Annotated in this window: 15 protein-coding genes; 7 read left to right on the top strand and 8 right to left on the bottom strand. The window is 39.7% G+C overall.

The annotated features are described in order from the left end of the window. Nucleotide 1: 1 nt before the first annotated feature. Genes NLP_RS31485 through NLP_RS31500 form a run of 4 tightly spaced genes read left to right on the top strand, consistent with a single transcriptional unit; the run spans nt 2 to nt 6,731 of the window. The gene (locus tag NLP_RS31485; RefSeq protein ID WP_104910137.1) at nt 2-1,906 is read left to right on the top strand and encodes a type IV secretory system conjugative DNA transfer family protein; all 1,905 of its coding nucleotides are present in this window, start codon (nt 2-4) and stop codon (nt 1,904-1,906) included. 4 nt (nt 1,907-1,910) lie between these two features. Beyond that, nucleotides 1,911-2,399 carry a relaxase/mobilization nuclease domain-containing protein gene (locus NLP_RS31490; protein ID WP_104910138.1) on the top strand — a complete coding sequence of 163 codons (489 nt, stop codon included), beginning with the start codon at nt 1,911-1,913 and terminating at the stop codon, nt 2,397-2,399. 47 nt (nt 2,400-2,446) lie between these two features. Continuing rightward, nucleotides 2,447-5,932: a DUF3854 domain-containing protein gene (locus NLP_RS31495; protein WP_104910139.1), complete on the top strand. Its 3,486-nt coding sequence runs from the start codon at nt 2,447-2,449 to the stop codon at nt 5,930-5,932. Between the two features lie 22 nt (nt 5,933-5,954). Beyond that, a complete protein-coding gene (locus NLP_RS31500) occupies nt 5,955-6,731 on the top strand; it encodes a hypothetical protein (protein ID WP_104910140.1) in 777 nt (258 codons plus the stop codon). Nucleotides 6,732-6,953: 222 nt separating this feature from the next. On the opposite strand, the gene NLP_RS31510 is transcribed toward NLP_RS31500, so the two are convergent. Continuing rightward, nucleotides 6,954-7,709 (bottom strand): sensor histidine kinase, encoded by a 756-nt coding sequence (locus NLP_RS31510; RefSeq protein WP_104910141.1) that lies wholly within the window; start codon nt 7,707-7,709, stop codon nt 6,954-6,956. 256 nt (nt 7,710-7,965) lie between these two features. Between NLP_RS31510 and NLP_RS31515 the strand changes: the two genes are divergently transcribed. Then, nucleotides 7,966-8,619, top strand: coding sequence for a response regulator (locus NLP_RS31515; protein WP_104910142.1), 654 nt, complete (start codon nt 7,966-7,968; stop codon nt 8,617-8,619). Here NLP_RS31515 and NLP_RS31520 read toward each other — a convergent pair whose 3' ends face one another. The 7 genes from NLP_RS31520 to mobV form a co-directional block, all read right to left on the bottom strand. Then, nucleotides 8,620-9,213 (bottom strand): DUF6753 family protein, encoded by a 594-nt coding sequence (locus NLP_RS31520; RefSeq protein ID WP_104910143.1) that lies wholly within the window; start codon nt 9,211-9,213, stop codon nt 8,620-8,622. After that, nucleotides 9,213-9,920: an ATP-binding protein gene (locus NLP_RS31525; protein WP_223269826.1), complete on the bottom strand. Its 708-nt coding sequence runs from the start codon at nt 9,918-9,920 to the stop codon at nt 9,213-9,215. The genes NLP_RS31520 and NLP_RS31525 overlap by 1 nt, the downstream gene beginning before the upstream one ends. Next, nucleotides 9,904-10,890, bottom strand: a complete 987-nt coding sequence (locus tag NLP_RS31530) for a nucleotide-binding protein (protein ID WP_094330329.1) — start codon at nt 10,888-10,890, stop codon at nt 9,904-9,906. The genes NLP_RS31525 and NLP_RS31530 overlap by 17 nt, the downstream gene beginning before the upstream one ends. A gap of 38 nt (nt 10,891-10,928) precedes the next feature. Continuing rightward, on the bottom strand, nt 10,929-11,255 hold the full coding sequence (locus tag NLP_RS31535; protein ID WP_100904155.1) for a hypothetical protein: 327 nt from the start codon (nt 11,253-11,255) through the stop codon (nt 10,929-10,931). Nucleotides 11,256-11,355: 100 nt separating this feature from the next. Further along, nucleotides 11,356-11,925 (bottom strand): DUF192 domain-containing protein, encoded by a 570-nt coding sequence (locus NLP_RS31540; protein WP_094330331.1) that lies wholly within the window; start codon nt 11,923-11,925, stop codon nt 11,356-11,358. Continuing rightward, nucleotides 11,922-13,550 carry an ATP-binding protein gene (locus NLP_RS31545; protein WP_104910144.1) on the bottom strand — a complete coding sequence of 543 codons (1,629 nt, stop codon included), beginning with the start codon at nt 13,548-13,550 and terminating at the stop codon, nt 11,922-11,924. Before NLP_RS31545 ends, NLP_RS31540 begins: the two co-directional genes overlap by 4 nt. A 107-nt stretch (nt 13,551-13,657) precedes the next feature. Further along, nucleotides 13,658-15,406, bottom strand: a complete 1,749-nt coding sequence (mobV, locus tag NLP_RS31550; protein WP_234017405.1) for a MobV family relaxase — start codon at nt 15,404-15,406, stop codon at nt 13,658-13,660. A 402-nt stretch (nt 15,407-15,808) separates the two neighbouring features. Between mobV and NLP_RS31555 the strand changes: the two genes are divergently transcribed. Beyond that, nucleotides 15,809-16,351 (top strand): hypothetical protein, encoded by a 543-nt coding sequence (locus tag NLP_RS31555; RefSeq protein WP_104910146.1) that lies wholly within the window; start codon nt 15,809-15,811, stop codon nt 16,349-16,351. Beyond that, the gene (locus NLP_RS31560) at nt 16,348-17,544 is read left to right on the top strand and encodes a ParM/StbA family protein (protein ID WP_104910147.1); all 1,197 of its coding nucleotides are present in this window, start codon (nt 16,348-16,350) and stop codon (nt 17,542-17,544) included. Before NLP_RS31555 ends, NLP_RS31560 begins: the two co-directional genes overlap by 4 nt. The last annotated feature ends 84 nt before the right edge of the window (nt 17,545-17,628 follow it).

The following is a 17,628-nucleotide window of genomic DNA, read 5'->3' on the forward strand; positions in this document are numbered from 1 at the left end:
AATGAGCAAATCTTTCAAAATAAATAACGCTAATCCTCAAGGATTTCGATTTGAGCAATTACAAAATCATAATGACGCAATTGGCAAGTATACTCACTCTCTTTTCACCCCCAATGGACTAACAGTTTTGTCTTTGCTTGGTGCTTATATTTTGATGAGGGTGTTTTTTGGCGATGGTAACAAAAAGAAAATCGCTACCAGTTATTGGGGTAGTGGTAAAGAAACTGCTACTGCTCAGAAAAAAGCCATCTTGCAAATTGCCAATCCCCAATGTGATAGTGCGGCACTTTACATTGGTAAGCATCAAAGAAAAGGTGGTGGCACTACTAGTTCGCCAAGTGAACTTGGCGGGGAAAAGGGAAAAGGGAAAAGGTTAAGGGATTTAAACCCTTTCCCCCTTCCCCCTTCCCCTTTCCCCAGCCCTCACCCAGCATTTTTGGGTTCGCAGACTAATACTTTCTATATCCCTGATGTGCAACGGGGTACGGCAGTCATCGGCGCTCCCGGTAGTGGTAAAACATTCAGCGCCATTAACCCGATGATTTACTCGGCAATTGATCAAGAATTTCCATGTATAGTTTATGACTTTAAATACCCTTCTCAAGCAAAAGTTGCTGCCTATGCTAAATACAAGGGCTATGATGTTCACATCTTTGCACCGGGATTCCCTGAATCTGAAGTCTGCAATCCTTTAGATTTTCTCCGGGATAGTAGTGATGCCGAATCGTCCCGACAAATTTCCACTGTTATCAATAAGAATTTCCGACTTCTGGGCAATTCAACTGAAGATGGGTTCTTTGGCCCTTCGGGGGATCAGCTGACTCAGGCAATTCTAATGTTAGCTAAAGAGTTCGGTCAATTCGCAGATGTTATGACTTGCGCCGCGATACTTTCTAGCGAACAAATGGTCAAACGCCTGATGGCTGCTTCTCTCAATCCTTGGGTAAAAATTGCCTTTGGGCAACTGTTCAGTTCTGCTGCATCTGAAAAGACTGTTGCAGGCATTGTTGCAACTGCCAGTATTATGTTTACTCGCTTTATGGCGAAAAACACATTAGGATGCTTCATCGGCAAGACAACTTTACCTTTGGAAATTAAAGGTAAGCAAATGATTATCTTTGGGTTGGATAGAGAGCGCCGAGATGCAGTAGGGCCTCTCATGACCAGCATTTTACACATGACCATCGCCCGTAACATTGCCAAAAAGCGACTTGATCCACTCATCGTTGCACTGGATGAATTACCCTCGATTTACTTACCTGACCTGTACAGATGGCTCAACGAATCTCGCTCTGAGGGCTTCTGTGGTATTATCGGCTTCCAAAATATGGGGCAGCTTGAGAAGAACTACGGTAAAGATATCGCTAAGGCTATCCTTGGCGCTTGCAGCACTAAGTTTATATTCAATCCTGGTGAGAACGAGTCGGCGCAATTATTCTCCAACTTCTTAGGTGATGAAGAGATTAAGTACAAGCAAAAAAGCCGTTCTACTGGGGGTAAAAATAATAGCACGAGCATCAGCGACCAAGAGAAAACGAGAAAGCTTTTTGAACCGGCTCAATTTCTGAAGTTAATTGCTGGTAAATGCGTTTTCATTAACCCAACTTATGCTAATAAAAAAGAAGGTTCAGTTCCACTGTTGAAAACTATTAAAATTTCTCAGACTCTCAAAAATATTGAGAAATACAATCAACTAAAATGGGCGAGAATTGTTAGTTTACTAGCTAGGAGAAGTACGCAGAAATTTCCCTCACAGCAAGATTTAGCTTTGCGAGTTAAGCAAGTTGAGTTACGCTTTCCCATTCCCCAAAATCCTCAAGCGGTTTCTAATAATCCCGGTCTGACATCAAAAAACGTTGGCAGTATGGTTAATCAAGACCAAGTTCCTTCTGATATCGGGTTTTAATATTATGAAAATGACTATTGAAGAATTGAAGATTGATAATTTTGACTTAATTAAAACTTTATCTCAACAGTATATTCTTGCTAATGGTAGTTTCATTGACATTAATCTGACTCTAACTCAAATCATTGATGATTTTAATACCTTGTCTGGGACTAGACCAAGACTTAAGAGTTTGGGAATCTATATTGTCATCAGTTTGAAAAATATTTATATTAACCTAAATCAACAATTGTGTATTCAAATTGTTAATCAATATATTCACGGTATTGGCTGGCATGATTTGCAGTACATTTGCTTTTTTGATATTAATCCAAGTAATGTTTACATTCATATTGTTTTTAATCGGGTTACTCCCCAAGGTAAGCTCATTGATATCAAATACTTGGGGGCTAACTGGCAACAATATGAGGTTTTACGTCAATCTTGTTCTCGGATCTTAGAAAACCCTGCTAACAATAAATATTTGCAGATCCGATGCAACTGTTGTTCTTAAACAAGAGTACAGCACAAGGCACAGTGTATAAATAATTAACAAAAAATATGTTTGATGAACGACATTTGCAACTCACTTCTGCTTACGCTAAAGCTAGTCAGCATTTTATTAGAGCTTTTATTTATCCTTTAGGAGAGTTTATTTACAAATCAATCGAATCAGCTATGGATTTAAAATGTCGAATCGAAATAGGAGAAGAAACTTATTTTCTTACTCCTGATGAGGATGGTGGCTGGAAATGGTCTAAAAATAACTTTGAAGGTGTAACAGATGAGGAAATAGAACAAGTAGAAGAGATAATGGCATATTTATTGCCTAAACTTCTCCCCGGTAGTAATGATATAACACCACCTAATTTTTCTCCTGCTCCTGATTTACCTCCAGTTTTACCCAACCCCAATTCCCCCTTAATTCTTCCGCCTTCTGCCACATCTGTTGAGTTTTTAACTATACCATTCGATTCTCAAAATCCCCAGGAATATCTACCTATTAAAGACCAAGAAAATTTAGATTTAAATGCTTCCATCCATAGAAATGTTTTTTTTACAGTTGAAAGCGCCAACAATGGCATAAGTAGTAAAAAACTTGAGCTACAAAATACTCAACATATCCCGCCTCACCCAGAACATATTGATCCGCAACATTGGCACGAACTCGTAGTAGGCAGCGCGATCGCACCAGATATTGCACATCTCAACTTCTCTAGTCTTCATTTTAGCTATGTCGGTGGCGAACATGAAGCTTGGGAACGGCTCATGATCAGCGACAAACTCTCACGTACAAATACAGGTAGCCTCTCTACTAGGCTTTTAGAACTCTATTCCCACTTGGATGCAGGTGGCTGGTGGTGTAATTCAGGAGTAGATCCGCGCACATTTGCTAATCTTACCCCTGGTGAGCAACCTCAAATTAAAGAATGGGGATGCTATAAGCCAAACCGCCCCAGACCCAAAACCGTGAAAAAAGATGGGTTCACTGTTGCGGTTGAAGGCAAGTTCATCAAATATGAGCATCCACCATCAGTTGATTTGAGCATTTTCTTGCTAGATGTCCCAGGCGTGATTGCCCAAAATATTTACTCAAAAGCTGGAGTAAACCCCAGCGATAGCGATCGCAAGAGTTGTTTTTGGTATTGTGTGTATAAACACAATATTCCACTCGTCATTACAGAGGGGGCGAAGAAGGCGGCTAGTCTGTTAAGCCAAGGTCACGCAGCCATCGGACTACCGGGAATTTCCTCCGGCTATCGCTCACCGAAAAACGAGTGGGGCAAGAAAATTGGTGATTCCTATCTGGCTGATGAGTTAGCTGTTTTCGCAACTTCTGGTAGAGTTTTCAAAATCTGCTTTGATTATGAAACGAAGCCTGAAACTAAGCTCAATATCCAAAGAGATATTTGGAAAACAGGAAGCTTATTACAAGAATTTGGTGCTGTCGTGAAAGTAGTAACGCTGCCAGGGCCGGATAAAGGTGTAGATGATTTTATAGTTTCACAAGGAAAAGAAGCTTTTGAAAAGTTATCTGCCGGGGCTATATCTCTAGAGGAGTGGCATCAAAATCAACTTGATAGTTTACGTTTTACTATCAAGCTCAAGGATGGCACAGTCAAAAAAATTGATCAACAAAAAGGAGACTCTACTGTGATAGATGATCCCGAATTAGAACCAAACATTGGTGTATTTAAAAAAAGTCGTGCTAAATCACCTATTGACCCTGGTTCACAGATTATAGATATAAAAGTTATTGATTCAGACATTATCCATATAGATGTTGCCCCGGAGCTAGCCCAACCAACTGAAACTCCTGTAACTAGTTCTTTTTGGGCTAAAAAAGAAAATGTTACAGTTTATGAGCCTAATTTTTTTAGAAAGCGCCTAGAAGCTAGCGAGAATAAACAAATAGCTTTTGCTGCTTATACTTTGTTAAAAAAGTATGGTGTTGAGGCTAAAGATGAACAACAGCAGACCAGTGGCAAAATCTACCATGCTGATGCTTTTGTAATCAAGAATCATGGTGCTGATAAATACAGTATCTCTCGTCGTCATGATGATGTAGAGTTAATGACTTTTCAAGCTGATAAATGGGGACACGTAGGCAATATTAAACTTTCTTACACAGAAATAGAGTCTGAGCCAAAAATTTGGGGAGAAAAACAAATTAACATTCTGCCTATTGAAAGGCAGGAGTTTTTGTTAGTGGCTGACTACCTGAAAGCTGGTAAAGAATTACCCTCTGTTGATGAAGACCCTCGCAAAATAGCTTCTGTCGTTGGTTCAGTCTCTCCTAAAGGCACACACAATATTTTAGAAAGTTTCAAAGAAAACGAGGTATTAAAAATACTCACACAAAGTATTACTAGCTTCGAGAAAGACGACTTAACCTTGGGCAATTACCGGATTATTTTTCGGCAAACCAGTGACAATACATCTACTCTGCAATTACTCAAAACTGAACACAATGGTACAAATCGGGAAGCTGTTCGCTTTCAGTTTGAGAAAACTGACACTGGTATGACTCATCAAGTCCAAGGGATGGCTATCACTGAAGCTGATTTGGAGAAGTTAAGACTGTTGGCTCAAAAACTGCATATTAATTACAAAGCATTATTTGGCAACCCGACAGACACCCGTGACATCGACTTGCCCGTTCACCCCGAAATTACCCGTAATTTAGACGAGGAGCAGTCACACCAATCTACTCAATCTACGCTCAACGTACCAGATTGCAAGACACAATCACACCCACAAGAAGCAAGCTTTAATTCTCCAAAACAACAGAACGCTGTATCACACTCAACTACACCAACACCTAACAGCACAACACCATCACAACCAAATTTTTCTTCTAACTTAGATAAAGTTTTGCTACCACTACATCCAGTTTTGAAACAATATTGGGAGCAGTTAGAAAAAGATGGTTCAAGTCATGAGACTGTAGCGGAAGGACATTTAGAATTTCAATCTAAAATTCAGCAAACTGGAAAATTAACTGTTGGTGAACAGCGTGAACTCTACCAGCAGATTCAAAATCTTGCCTGGAGCGAGATAAATCACTTTCGGCGTACTGATATTGTGCTTCCACCATTAGCCCACATTGTTAATGATTTGCGAGAGCAGGTTCAAAAAGAAGCACAGCCACAGTTTTCTTCTGACCCAAAGCGTGATACACCCGTGCCTCTCCACCCTGGTATTGCCTCTCATTGGCACAATTTAGAAACTAATAAAACTTGGTCTAGTGTTGCCAATCAGTACAACAACCCTTTGCGGGAAAAACTTTCAAAAACTGGCAAGCTGACGATTGGGGAGCAACGTGAACTTTACCAAAAAATTCTCCTTCAAAGTCAATTCGAGCAGCAGAACATTGGGCAAACGAATATCTCACTTCCTCCTTTGAATAATGTGATTCAGGATTTGCTCAAGACTCGTAGCCAGGTTATTAACAATACTTATACGCCCAAGGTTGAAGTGCATTCCCAAAAATCTCGCACTCCACAACAACCTACTACCACTAATTCACAAGAATTAGAATTGTAATCAACAGTTGTCAATTACACTTATGCAATCTAGCTCAGTGGCCCAAACCATCACTACCATCAACCGCAACAGTGGCTTTTCTGACAACCAAATGGCCTACAGACTAGCGCTGATGATGGAGAAACACCCACCTTCACCGTCAATAACCCCCGCACTAGACCCCACACAGCGCGAAAATATTATTGGTGAGGTGAGAAATACTTTATCTGTGTCCCAAAATGCTCAAATTACTGAAGATTACAGGCAATCCCTTAAGGAAAAATACTACCAAGAGTACGCTCAAAAATTTGGTTTAAATAAATCCGAGGAAACACCTGATATAAACAACTCAACAAGAGTTGAAGACTTGATCAATGAAAAGAAAAAGACATTCTTGCAGCAGATATTAGAAACTAAAGGGCGCAAACTGCCTTTTGTTGACAGTCAACAGTCAAAATCGGTTGAGAGTAAAAACGATGAGGTTGCTAAAAAGTCTCTCATTCCTGCACTAATGAATATTATCGTTACAAAGGGACAAGATACTATTGGCGGTCGAGTCTATGAAGGCATGGCTTATCAATTAAATTTGTTGATGAGAGAAGGTATGCAACGTCTGACTGTTTGGCGCAAAAGTGATAATCAATCGGCTTTTAGTGCTTATAAAGTAGATGATAAGGAAGAATACAAGGTAATACACAATCACCTTTCACCACAAGAAACACAAAAGCTGATCAACTTTGATATAAGAGTGCAACAGCAACAGCAACCGCCACAGCAACAACAAAACGAGCGTTCTCCTGACGGCCCAGAGTTAGACTAAGTAAAATATCCGACAAACAACCCAAGAATATACGCACTTACTAAGACATATCGCTTAGTCACCCGCTCGAATTGTGACCAGGGTGAGATGATGACAGCTAATACTATGTAAAACAATGCTTGTAGAAAATCGTTGTGCCCCAATTTAATGATTGCCGCTATCATCAAAGCCACAAAAATTAGAAATTCCACTCCTGTTTCGATTCTGTCCCAAAGTTTTACATCATATAGGTAACGCATCTTGTAACCTCTGCGACTTGGGCAACATCCTACCATCAACCCCATAGATCCCGTCATCTTTGTAAGGAAATATAATGGTGAATTTAGTTCCTTGTCTAACTACCGAGTTTACGCTTATCCTCAAACCATGAGCATGAGCCACACATAAGGCGATGTACAGTCCGAGTCCCATCCCTGATTGATGTAATAAATTGCTATTTGGCATTCGCCATAATGGGATAAATATATTGGAAATTTGTTCTGCGGCAATCCCACAGCCGGTATCTTCAATCTCAATAATTAAATCATCTTCTTGATTGAGCAGCCTTAAAAAGATATCTCCGGTAAGAGTGTACTTAATAGCATTTGTCACCAGATTACACAGCATTCGGTCAATACTTATGCTATCACCCCGTACTTGCGTTCCATGCTTGTATGTTAGTTGTGTTTCATAGTGGAGATTCAAGGAATGATACTGCGCTATTGGTTTGAATCGAGAATAAGTTGTTTGTAAAAAACTTAACATATCAAACTGCTCCATTGTCGCTGGATTTAGTTCAAAAAAAGCAGTTCTTTCAGATTGAATCAAACTCACCCCTCGCTCATTCGTTTGTTGTAAAGCTATCAGCAACGGTTTGATCTCTTCTAAAGACTGTCCATAAGCACCATCAATTATTTGATTCAAAACTAACGATGCTCCTTGATAGTTGTTTGAAACATCGTGTAACAAACCTAATATGCTTAAAACTTCCTGTTGCATAACTATGTTTCCAACGACAGATGGTATTTTGGCTACTTTTATGAATAAGTACTAATTATGTCTACAAGATTTGAGAATACTTTTGTTTTAGTTATAAAAAAAAATTATCCAATCAAACTTTAGTACTAAAGTTTATTTCATTTATCTGGAAAGATTTTTGATTACTTATATTTTATATTACAGACACAAAAAGTAAAAGGCTTAACACCAATAACTATGTTATAAATATTGAGTCATCTTATAATCGAAGTGATCTATGATTCGATTAACGCTCATTGAGGATGAAGAACTCATTAGGTTGGGGATCACTACTGCTATCAATCAACAACCAGATATGGAAATGGTCGGCGTTGCGCGTACTGGTATTGAAGGTATTAATTTAGTTAAGGAATTAAATCCCGATGTCATTTTGGTGGATATTGGTTTACCCGACATATCTGGGCTAGAAGTGATTAAAGAGGTCAAACTCAATAGCAACACTAAAATTGTTGTTCTTTCTTCTCATTCTTCTCAAGGCACTGTTCAATCAGCTTTAAATGCCGGCGCTGATTCTTACATTCTCAAAAAGAATAATGTTCCTCTGATTTTAGAAGCCATTAAAACCACATTCTACGATAGCAAGTCTTTTTTTGACCCTGATATTAGCCGACGGAATTTTTGTTACCAACAGAAAATCAAGGGTAAGACTTATCAAGATAATCTCACTAATACTGAAATCCAAATTGTTTCTTTGATGGCAGCTGGTTTTTCTAATAAGCTGATTGCCGAGCAGTTATTCATTACTGAAAGTACTGTAAAAGGGCATATTAACAAGATTTTTGCTAAGTTGGATGTCAGCGATCGCGTCAATGCTTTGATTGAAGCTAGTAAACTTGGGTACATCGAACAAGATTACCTTCAGGTAGGTTAGCTACTTACCTACTTGAATTAAACAATAGCCTTGGGTTTTACTCTGCTGTGTTTGACAAGCTTCAATTGCTGCTTGATTTTTTAAGATAATTTGATACATCTGTTTACCCTCCTGGGATTTTGCCCATTGGAGAATCTTTATCTCGTTACGTGAGACTACTACTGACTGATTCGTTGCTATATTTTGCACCAGATTCCATGTGGTCAGCGAACCCAGCAAGGTACTGCCAGCCGCGACTAATCCACACACAAGAGATACTGTCCCCAATCCCCAGCCTGCCTGCACTTTCATGCCTGTGCCGGTGGGCTTGATTTTTTTGATCTCATCACGTACAGCATTTGACACAACTGTATAATGCATTGACTCGGCTTGTTTGCTTGTCTTATCCAGTTTTTGGTCTATCAGTGCTGCCCACGCTTCTATCATTGCCTCCATTCTTGCCTGGAGGTCTATGATCGTTTCTTCATATCTGCCCAGTGTCGCCATCATCCTAAAAACTGGATCGTCTGGTGTAATTCCTAGTTGATATGCCCCTTCAACTATGCGTTTTTGTTCTGATGGGGAATAACCTTGTAATATATCTTGTGATGTCATCAATCAAGTCCTAAATATTTAATAGCCAATTTGTTATTTATCACTGAATTGCGGAAATTTTTAATCCACTGAAAAATGAAGCTTCTCCAAAATAAAATTATCGATATATCCTGGCAAACTTGTGAATATGGCTTGACAGCTTTCTCCATCGCTTGATAGTGATTTCGATGTAAAGCCATCAAATTTATTTCTGTTCCTCCTATTGTTAACAGAGTTTTCTGCATTTTTTCGTCATATTCCCTAAACTCTGGCGCAAAATGATAATTCTTCACTATCACATAGTTGGCATTGTTAGTAGCAGTTTGGATGATTTGAGTTAAGTAGTCTATGCAGTCCGTTCTATGTGATATCGGTTGCAGGAACGTTAGCTTCCATCCATATTCAGCTAAAGCTTCTAATAGTTCAGACTCAACAATATACTGACAAATTTTGTCTATGTGCTGCCCCGGCATATCCACTAAAATGATATCTATATCAGCAGCTACCAGATCAATAAACATCCTGTCCGTTTGTTTATTGAAAAAATCTATCTTTTCAATACACACTAAATCTTTGTAAGCCAAAAGTCTATCACGATTATCATGGTCATAAACTTTCAATCTTTTACCTTGAATTTGATAAATTTCCAGCAACAGTTTCATAACTGTAGACTTGCCTACACGAGAGTCACCTACAGTCATTACCATTCTTTTAGAAGATTTCAACATTTATACTCTCCAGCCCTAAGAGATGCTTAACTGGACAAATTTGCTGTTTAAAAGTTTTTAGCCAACTCTTCACCCGCATTTTCACTCCTGGTAGTTCTTTTTGCTTTATTCCTTCAGAAAAACTTAGTGACTTTTCATCTAAATAATCATAGGCATATTCAAGCAAATTCGGCATTGTAATATCAAATAAAGGGATTCCTGCTTTTAATAGCTCTTGCTTTATCTCTTGAACTATTGATGAGTTGCTATATCTAGAAAATTCTGACTCCTCACCATAAAATAAATTTCTAACGACTATGTAATCTACTTTATTTCCGCAAAAGCTGTATAAATCTATTAATTGCTTTACCGAATCTGATACTCGACTAATTACCACGACCATTGTTACTCTAATGTCATAATCATTGGCGGCTGTTTCCAAGAACTCTTGTTCTATAAATCTTTTAAATATTTGTCTTGATTGCGGTGGCAATTCTAATAAAAACAGCGATTCTGGTGGTGGCAGTTGATTATATGTATCTGGCTCTGGCTCCATCATTCTCTTTATCTGATCAAAAAATCTATCTATACTTCCATCTTTAAAAATATTTAACTGCTGTATTTGACAATGCTCACCATTCTCACCATAATATCTCAACAAATCTGGATTAGAATTATCTGCATCTACTGCCACAATTCTCCTTTTCTCATCTATACAAGTTTGTAAAAACCCTCTCGTCCACATCGATTTACCAACTCCACCTTTCCCCCCGTCTACTATTACTAATCTTCTTGGGGGAGTTTTAGTTACTTCATCTGCCTCTTTATCTGCATCTGAGGCCATATCCAGGTCTAACTTTAGTTTCTCTAACTCTAACTGCTGCTCTGGTGCTAAATCATTTAGCTTTATTTCTTCTGCTGCTTCAATTGCCGAGATATCAGCTTTGCTATTAATATTTCCATTTTGATTGTTATTGATAGTTTGTGTCATTTTTCTTTTCCTCATAATTCAGATTTGTTCTCAATTTTCTAAAAAACATCTTTTTGAAATATCGGTAAGACATTACTCCTTATCCATTGCGTAAAATTATTAATCATTTGTTTTTTAACCATGCCTTTTAAATTATAAATAGCTCCCGAATTTAAAGTTTTTACTATTGTTATTTGCTCCCCAATAATCACATGACGTTCTCGACTTTGGATATGCAGAGGCACTATTTTTTCATTATTTAATTCTGGTGCAATAATCTGAAATACATCTTCAGCAAATATCTCTAGCCCTAATGGGGTTGATATTACTCGCACCGTACTACCCAAAGGGTGATCAAATTCCCAATATGTCCATACTCTTCCCATAAATAGATTGCCATATTTGATTCAACACACGAAGCTATTTAGGTACTGTTTTTTTCAGTACTATGGTTTCTTGATTTTAAAAAAATACGTTATACAATTACTAGCGATTATTTTTGGTTCTCAAAGAACTGCCTCTGTCAACACTGATATTATTCTTAGGCAAAACTGATGAGGGTTGGATGTTAAGCCTATCGCCAACCTTGATATTGGCAGCGCCTGTTGCTAGCTCTAGCACTTGATTGGCAACTTTCCCTTTGTAGATAGAGCAAGGGTTTTTGTAACACGGTTGGGCATTGTAAACCGCAGTTGTCACCACATTGTCCTTAAGATAAAAGATGTCTAATGGAAAATTTACCTTGTACATCCAGAAAGGCACATTATAAATTTCTCCTCCCAAATTGAATAACATTCCGCCATCGCCGTTTAAGGATGCTCGAAATTTCAGCCCTTTCTCTAATTGCTCTGGTGTAGAAGCGGCTTCCAAGTTAAATGTGCGACCGCCTTTGGTGAGAATGTGCGTAACTGGTAAATCCTGGGGACGAGTTTGGACGTAACCAAGCGCCACAGTGCCGATGATAATTGATACTCCAGCGACAGGGCCTAGTATGTTCAGTAACTTGAAAGCAGCAACGTATAAATCCTTTTCAGAATTAATTTTTAAAGTTTTCATGTTTCACCAAAAATATCAACATTGCCGAGACTATATATAGATGAATCAATTGGACTAGATGGAAGGCCATGCAAAGCCGCAATGTTACGCATACTTTCAACTCGGTCAGCTTCGCGGATTGCCAGAGGATTCATACTCTGCCTTGCAGCCAGCAATGCCGACAATGTAATTCCTAGTGGTGGTAGTTCTTGAAGGGGAGAAACATCGTCGCCAAACATTTGACAGAAACTAGAGACGGCGGCACGTTCAACAATGGCTTGAATCTCCGCACCGACACATCGCTGCGTGGCTTTGAGTAACCTTTTCCATTCTTCTTCGCTGTACCCATCGCCGCGATCGCGGAAACGAGGATCGAAACGGGCTAAGTGAATTTTGAATATTTCGTGCCGTTCGCCGTAATTTGGGAGATCCACCTTGAAAATCTCGTCAAAGCGTCCACTTCTGGTTAGCTCTGGTGGTAGCCATTGAATATTGTTAGCCGAAGCGATAATTAAAACCTCACTAGTACGTTCTTGCATCCAGGTCAAAAGCATACCAGCTAGGCGTTTGGATAAATCATCATCCCCGGCGAATCCCTTATCAAAGTCATCTAAGTATAAAATTACACGGTTGATTCGGTCTACCAGTGCGAGTAAGCTTTTTAGCTTGTACTCAGCCAAATTACCGTAACTGCGGAAACTACCCCACTCCAAAATAATCAGAGGTAGCCCCAATTGTGCAGAACTTGCTTTAGCCGAGTAAGATTTTCCTGTTCCCGGTGGGCCGATTAATAAAATCCCCTTGGGTAAACGAAGATTATAGGCTTTCGCCAATGAGGATAGAAGGCGCTTATAAGTTTTAAACGCTTGCTGCATCAGTTCCAGCCCCCCGATAGGAGTGCTAGGGGGTTGGAGAAATTGAATATTATAAATCCGCTTGAACAGTTCGATTTTGTAAGCTGACAGTTTTTCTACTAACTCATCCGGTTTAATTTCACCAGGAGCGCTTGCCTGTCTAATTCCATAGTCAATGTCTGCCAAGTACATGCCTATTGAGGCGTTCGCCGTCGCATGAATATCGCTATGACTGTAATCAGGTAATACTTGGGCTAAGTAACTGCTTATTTCCTCTATAGCTGGCAGTTGTTGAATAACTGTGGGAACTTCGGGGGCAATGTCAGATGACACGGTGGCGTTTGACCCTAAGAGAATCGCTGTCTTGTTGCAAGAGTGATTGCACAGCTTCAGGTTAATGAGGGCTGACTTGATCCACTCGGAAGTCAGAAAGAAATCGGGGTCAGTGGTAGCTTCGCCCAGCCAGGGGAATATACCTTCTAGTATCAGGATTCCTGATAAATCAGTAGTTTTCCAAAACCGCAGAATTTCAAAGTAATGTTCGCGCCTGCTTTTCGCGATCGCCTGATACTGGTCAACTTTTTGTAAACTTAATCCCTCCTCATTAGTAGATAACTGGTGCAGTTGGTCATCTTCCAGCGTCCACAGGTAACAGTTAATATCGTATTGCTGGCATTCACTGGCTAGATTGATGAGCAGCCTGACCCTCTCTTGCAATGGAGACTCGACAGCAATCAGCTTATTGTTAAGCTTAATTAATCCAAATATTTGTTTAATTAACTCATTATTCATTAGGGCTTTAGTTAAATTTCACCCCAATATTATTGATAGCTAAAACTCTTTACTAGCTACTTTGGTACTGAAAAAATCGGTACTAGAGTAGCTTGACTTTTTTACAACTATAGCTCTAATTCCTCGTGTTTTTGTTGTGAATAACGTTGTTGCAATTGATGGGAGAAATTGATTAACTGCGTATTCCAATCCCGACTTTCGCACTTGAGTTGAGTCGAGTGTGGCAGTAGTTCTTTAACAGCCCGTGCCACTGTTGATTGACTAAAAGCTACCTGTACATGAGCAACATTACGTAATCTTTCAACAGGTAAACTTGAAGTGTCATCTACTGCCATGTAAACTGTTCTGTTTTCTGGTATTCCTTTGACCTGATATTCCAGCATGGCTACTGAAATGGCATCAATGGGAGAAAAAGACAGTACAGCAGTGCTAGCTTTATCACTAAGCTTTTTCCCTAAAGTAAAGTAAAACCAGCTATCACGGCGAACTGTACCTAATTCATAACCAGAGAATTTATTGGTTGTACCTTCTAAAAAAGCCCCTTTGGTATTCCCTTCCAAGTCCCGCATCACAAACACAACATTTGCTTTTGAGTCGGCATAAACTAGCCCCTGATTATGTAACATTTGTATGCAATCAGAAGGTATGCCTCGTTTCTGGGTTAGGTAATGTTCAACGCCTGACCAGTTAGCTTTATCCTCAACGGGTAGCATAAATTGGGGTGCTGGTTGAGTTTGGATAATAAGATCCGCAACTTTTTGAGCATGAGCGCTCGCTGCACGTTTTGCGCCGACTTCACCAAATCTCTCCCCGATCCATGCGATCGCAGTTGTTTGGTTACATTGATTAACGTGCTTGACTAAATCAATAGCACTATTACCCCCTAACGAAGAACCATTGCCAAAGTCAGTAAATTGAGAGGCATCTATATTAATGATGTGGTTTCCTCCTACCCATTCATTCCCTTTACGCCACAGTCCCAACTCCCAAGCAACATCATCTAAAGCTAAATCAGTTGACCATTCGGTAAGTTTTTTTATTGATTGATTATCTTGCTCCAACTGCTCTATCCGCCGCCGTAATTGGTCATTCTCAACTGAGAGAGCTTTGGCTGTAGCTTCCATCTCTTGCTTACGTTGATTTGCCCTGTCTCGGTCGGCAGCTTTGGCCTTCAATTGCGCTGCACTTAGCTCATCAACTTCTAAGTCACGCCCCTCCTCCACAATGCGGTAAAAGTCTTTGATGTCCTGGTGCTTTGCTCTGCTTCCCTTGATACCGCGCTCTAGTTCAATTAGCCGCATTGTCTGGTAGTACGAATCCTGAAACTCATGAATTTTCTGCCGCCCGTCGAAGAAATGATTACAGCGCAATTGCCCCTGATCATCAACCGGCACAAAGTAAGCGTGAATGTGCGGGGTGGCTTCATCTAGGTGTAATTCTGCCCTGACAATGCGTGAGCCATATTCATCAGCCAACCACTGGTGAGTCGCTTCTACCCAGTCATCCAACTTTTGTTGTTCATAGTACCCAGCATTAGTTGGGCAGTCGGGACGGAAGTAACTCGGTGAGGCACTCAACAGTAACTCTACGCAATAGACCGCATCAGTGCGGATTTTTCGTCTCTGCTCATTTTCGGCAATTTTGGCTAGTACCAAATCCTCTAGTCGTTCCTCTGGGTCGAGGCTACCGATGAACCGAATATTTTTTTGAGTGGGGTCAGCGTTTGGGGTTTCTCTTTCTCGTGCGGTGTGAGATGCACTCCCTGATATGTTACCCCGCTTTAATTTTTTTAATCGCGCGATCGCGTAGCTCATAGCTTCACATCTTGGATAAACTTGGTATGATTTTGTTATCACGCTGATTTACCCAAAATCGGAGCAATTGCGACTAGTCGCCAAAATAGCTAAATTGCTCAAATGCGAAAAAGTGAAGATAGTCGTAGTAAGTACGATTATTTTAGCGGCTTGAAAGACTTTTTGAAGGAACTCTAATACCTAACTAGCTCAAGTGCTTACATAGCAAAGACCCCAGGCATTTAGTCGCCTGATTCTAAGCAGTGAATAATTTGGGTACGAATTACGCACGGATACTCATAAATGAGGGAAAAAGCGCAAGGCAGTGAAAACACAGTGGAAACGCAATTGAGAGAAAAAGGGGGATTTCTCCGCCTAAATACTCATTTAGACTACCCGCAATACTCATTTTTGTATCAAGTATTGCAAATGTAAACAATAAGACAACTGTACTGATTTTTAAAAATGGACAAACAGGGAAGCAAAGACGTTGAACTGCCAAGAGTAAAACGGAGACATGATTCTTGGGATGGAAGAACTATTGAATACTTGGTGAATCATCGATCAAAAAAGTCGGCAGGTGAACTGACAATGGAAGCAGTGACAAGTTACTGGCTAATAGAAGCATTAGTGGGAAAGGTAAGTAAAGAGGAATTTATTGAAGCTTGCTTGTCCAGTATTGGGGAATTGGAAGGAAAGCTAGTAAAGATTAGAATTTTAATGCAAAAGGTTTCTAATTCTTTTGAAGTAGATAGTAGTGCGATTTTGCCACCACAACAAATAGAGCAGAACAAATCATCGATTTTAGAAAAAAGCTTGCCAATCTCAACAAATGTGATTCGCAAAGAGAAAGAAGAACAAGAGGAACTAGAGCAAACAAGTCAGCAGGAAGAATCCTTACTATCTGATGATGATTTGGGATTAATGGACTTGAAAATGACACCAGACTTATTAATGGCTACTCAATTGTTGGGATTTGACGAAACAAACGGTAATAAAAATTTATGACAACTACAAATACTAATCAGGACAAATCAAGCCAAGTCGTGCAGTTTATACTGACGGCAGACTTGGGGGGTAGTTCAACCAAAGCGATCGCTCAGATTTATCCGGCGGGAGTACCATTTGCATTGTGGATGAGTCCAGAAGTTGCCGATGTAGGAGAGGGTTCAACCAAACATTTAACTGTAGATGCGCTGCCTGATGATAGCGCTTGGGTGAGAATTGGTCAGGAATATTCTGTCTTAGGGAGTATTGCAAAAAGAGAGTTTGCTGGAACTGCGGCACTGCAAGATTTGAAGTCTGAATATGCCTTATCAAAGGTTGCTGGTTTGTTGTGGCTAGCTAAACGTCAAATAAATGTAGATATTCACGAAATGTTTCTCCAAATTTTGCTACCACCTGGAGAAGAGAAGAATGTACAAGATTTGGCTAAAAAGTTTGTCTTGAACTATAGACAAGGAGTAATAACGCCAACGGGAAGAATGAAAATTAAGGTCAACAGCTTCAAAATTCTTCCCGAAGGAACAGGTATTATTTCTTACAGAAATCGCGCTCTAGGGAATGTATTTTCTCAAAAAAATATAGGATTGTTAATGCTGGGTCATCGTAATGCCAGTTTTACCCTTTCAGAAAAAGGGAAAGTAGCAAAGAAAGAATCGACAGACTTGGGGATGAATTGGGTGTTACAAAAGTTTGTCGAACGTACTAGCGTAGGACTATCGAAAGATGATCCGTGTATAGCGGCGGCTTTAGTGGAAGCAAGTAAAGGTAATTTCACTGCATTACGAAATTTGTCACGTAGGAATACACCATCAGGAATTAACTCGGATTTAGAGTTGTTTAAATCAGTTTTAGAAGTGATTCGGGATGAATACTGTCGAGCATTGCTGCGCTGGGTCAAAAACCATGTACCATTAGACGAAGTTCTCATCTGTGGTGGTACTGGTGAGTTTGTGCGTCGAGAACTGACACAATATTTTCAAACAGAAAGCATCCCTATCGTTTGGAATGGTGGAGTAGTTATTCCCAAATCATTAGATACCGTTGGCTTGGGTGAGCGACTGGCTGATGTTTGGGCAACTCATATTAGTTATGTGAGAATGCTGGATGAAAATTTTTGCTATGAGCGCAAACAGAAATTAGTACCAGATTCTTATTCTCCAGCAGTTAATCATCTCACTTCTATCAATAGAGTGTAGTTCATATCTTGCACTTGATGTTAGACAGATATTCTGTCTAACATCGTAAAAGCCTCTCTTGGTAAGAGATATGCTTCAACTTGC

Source organism: Nostoc sp. 'Lobaria pulmonaria (5183) cyanobiont' (assembly GCF_002949795.1).
Lineage (GTDB): Bacteria > Cyanobacteriota > Cyanobacteriia > Cyanobacteriales > Nostocaceae > Nostoc.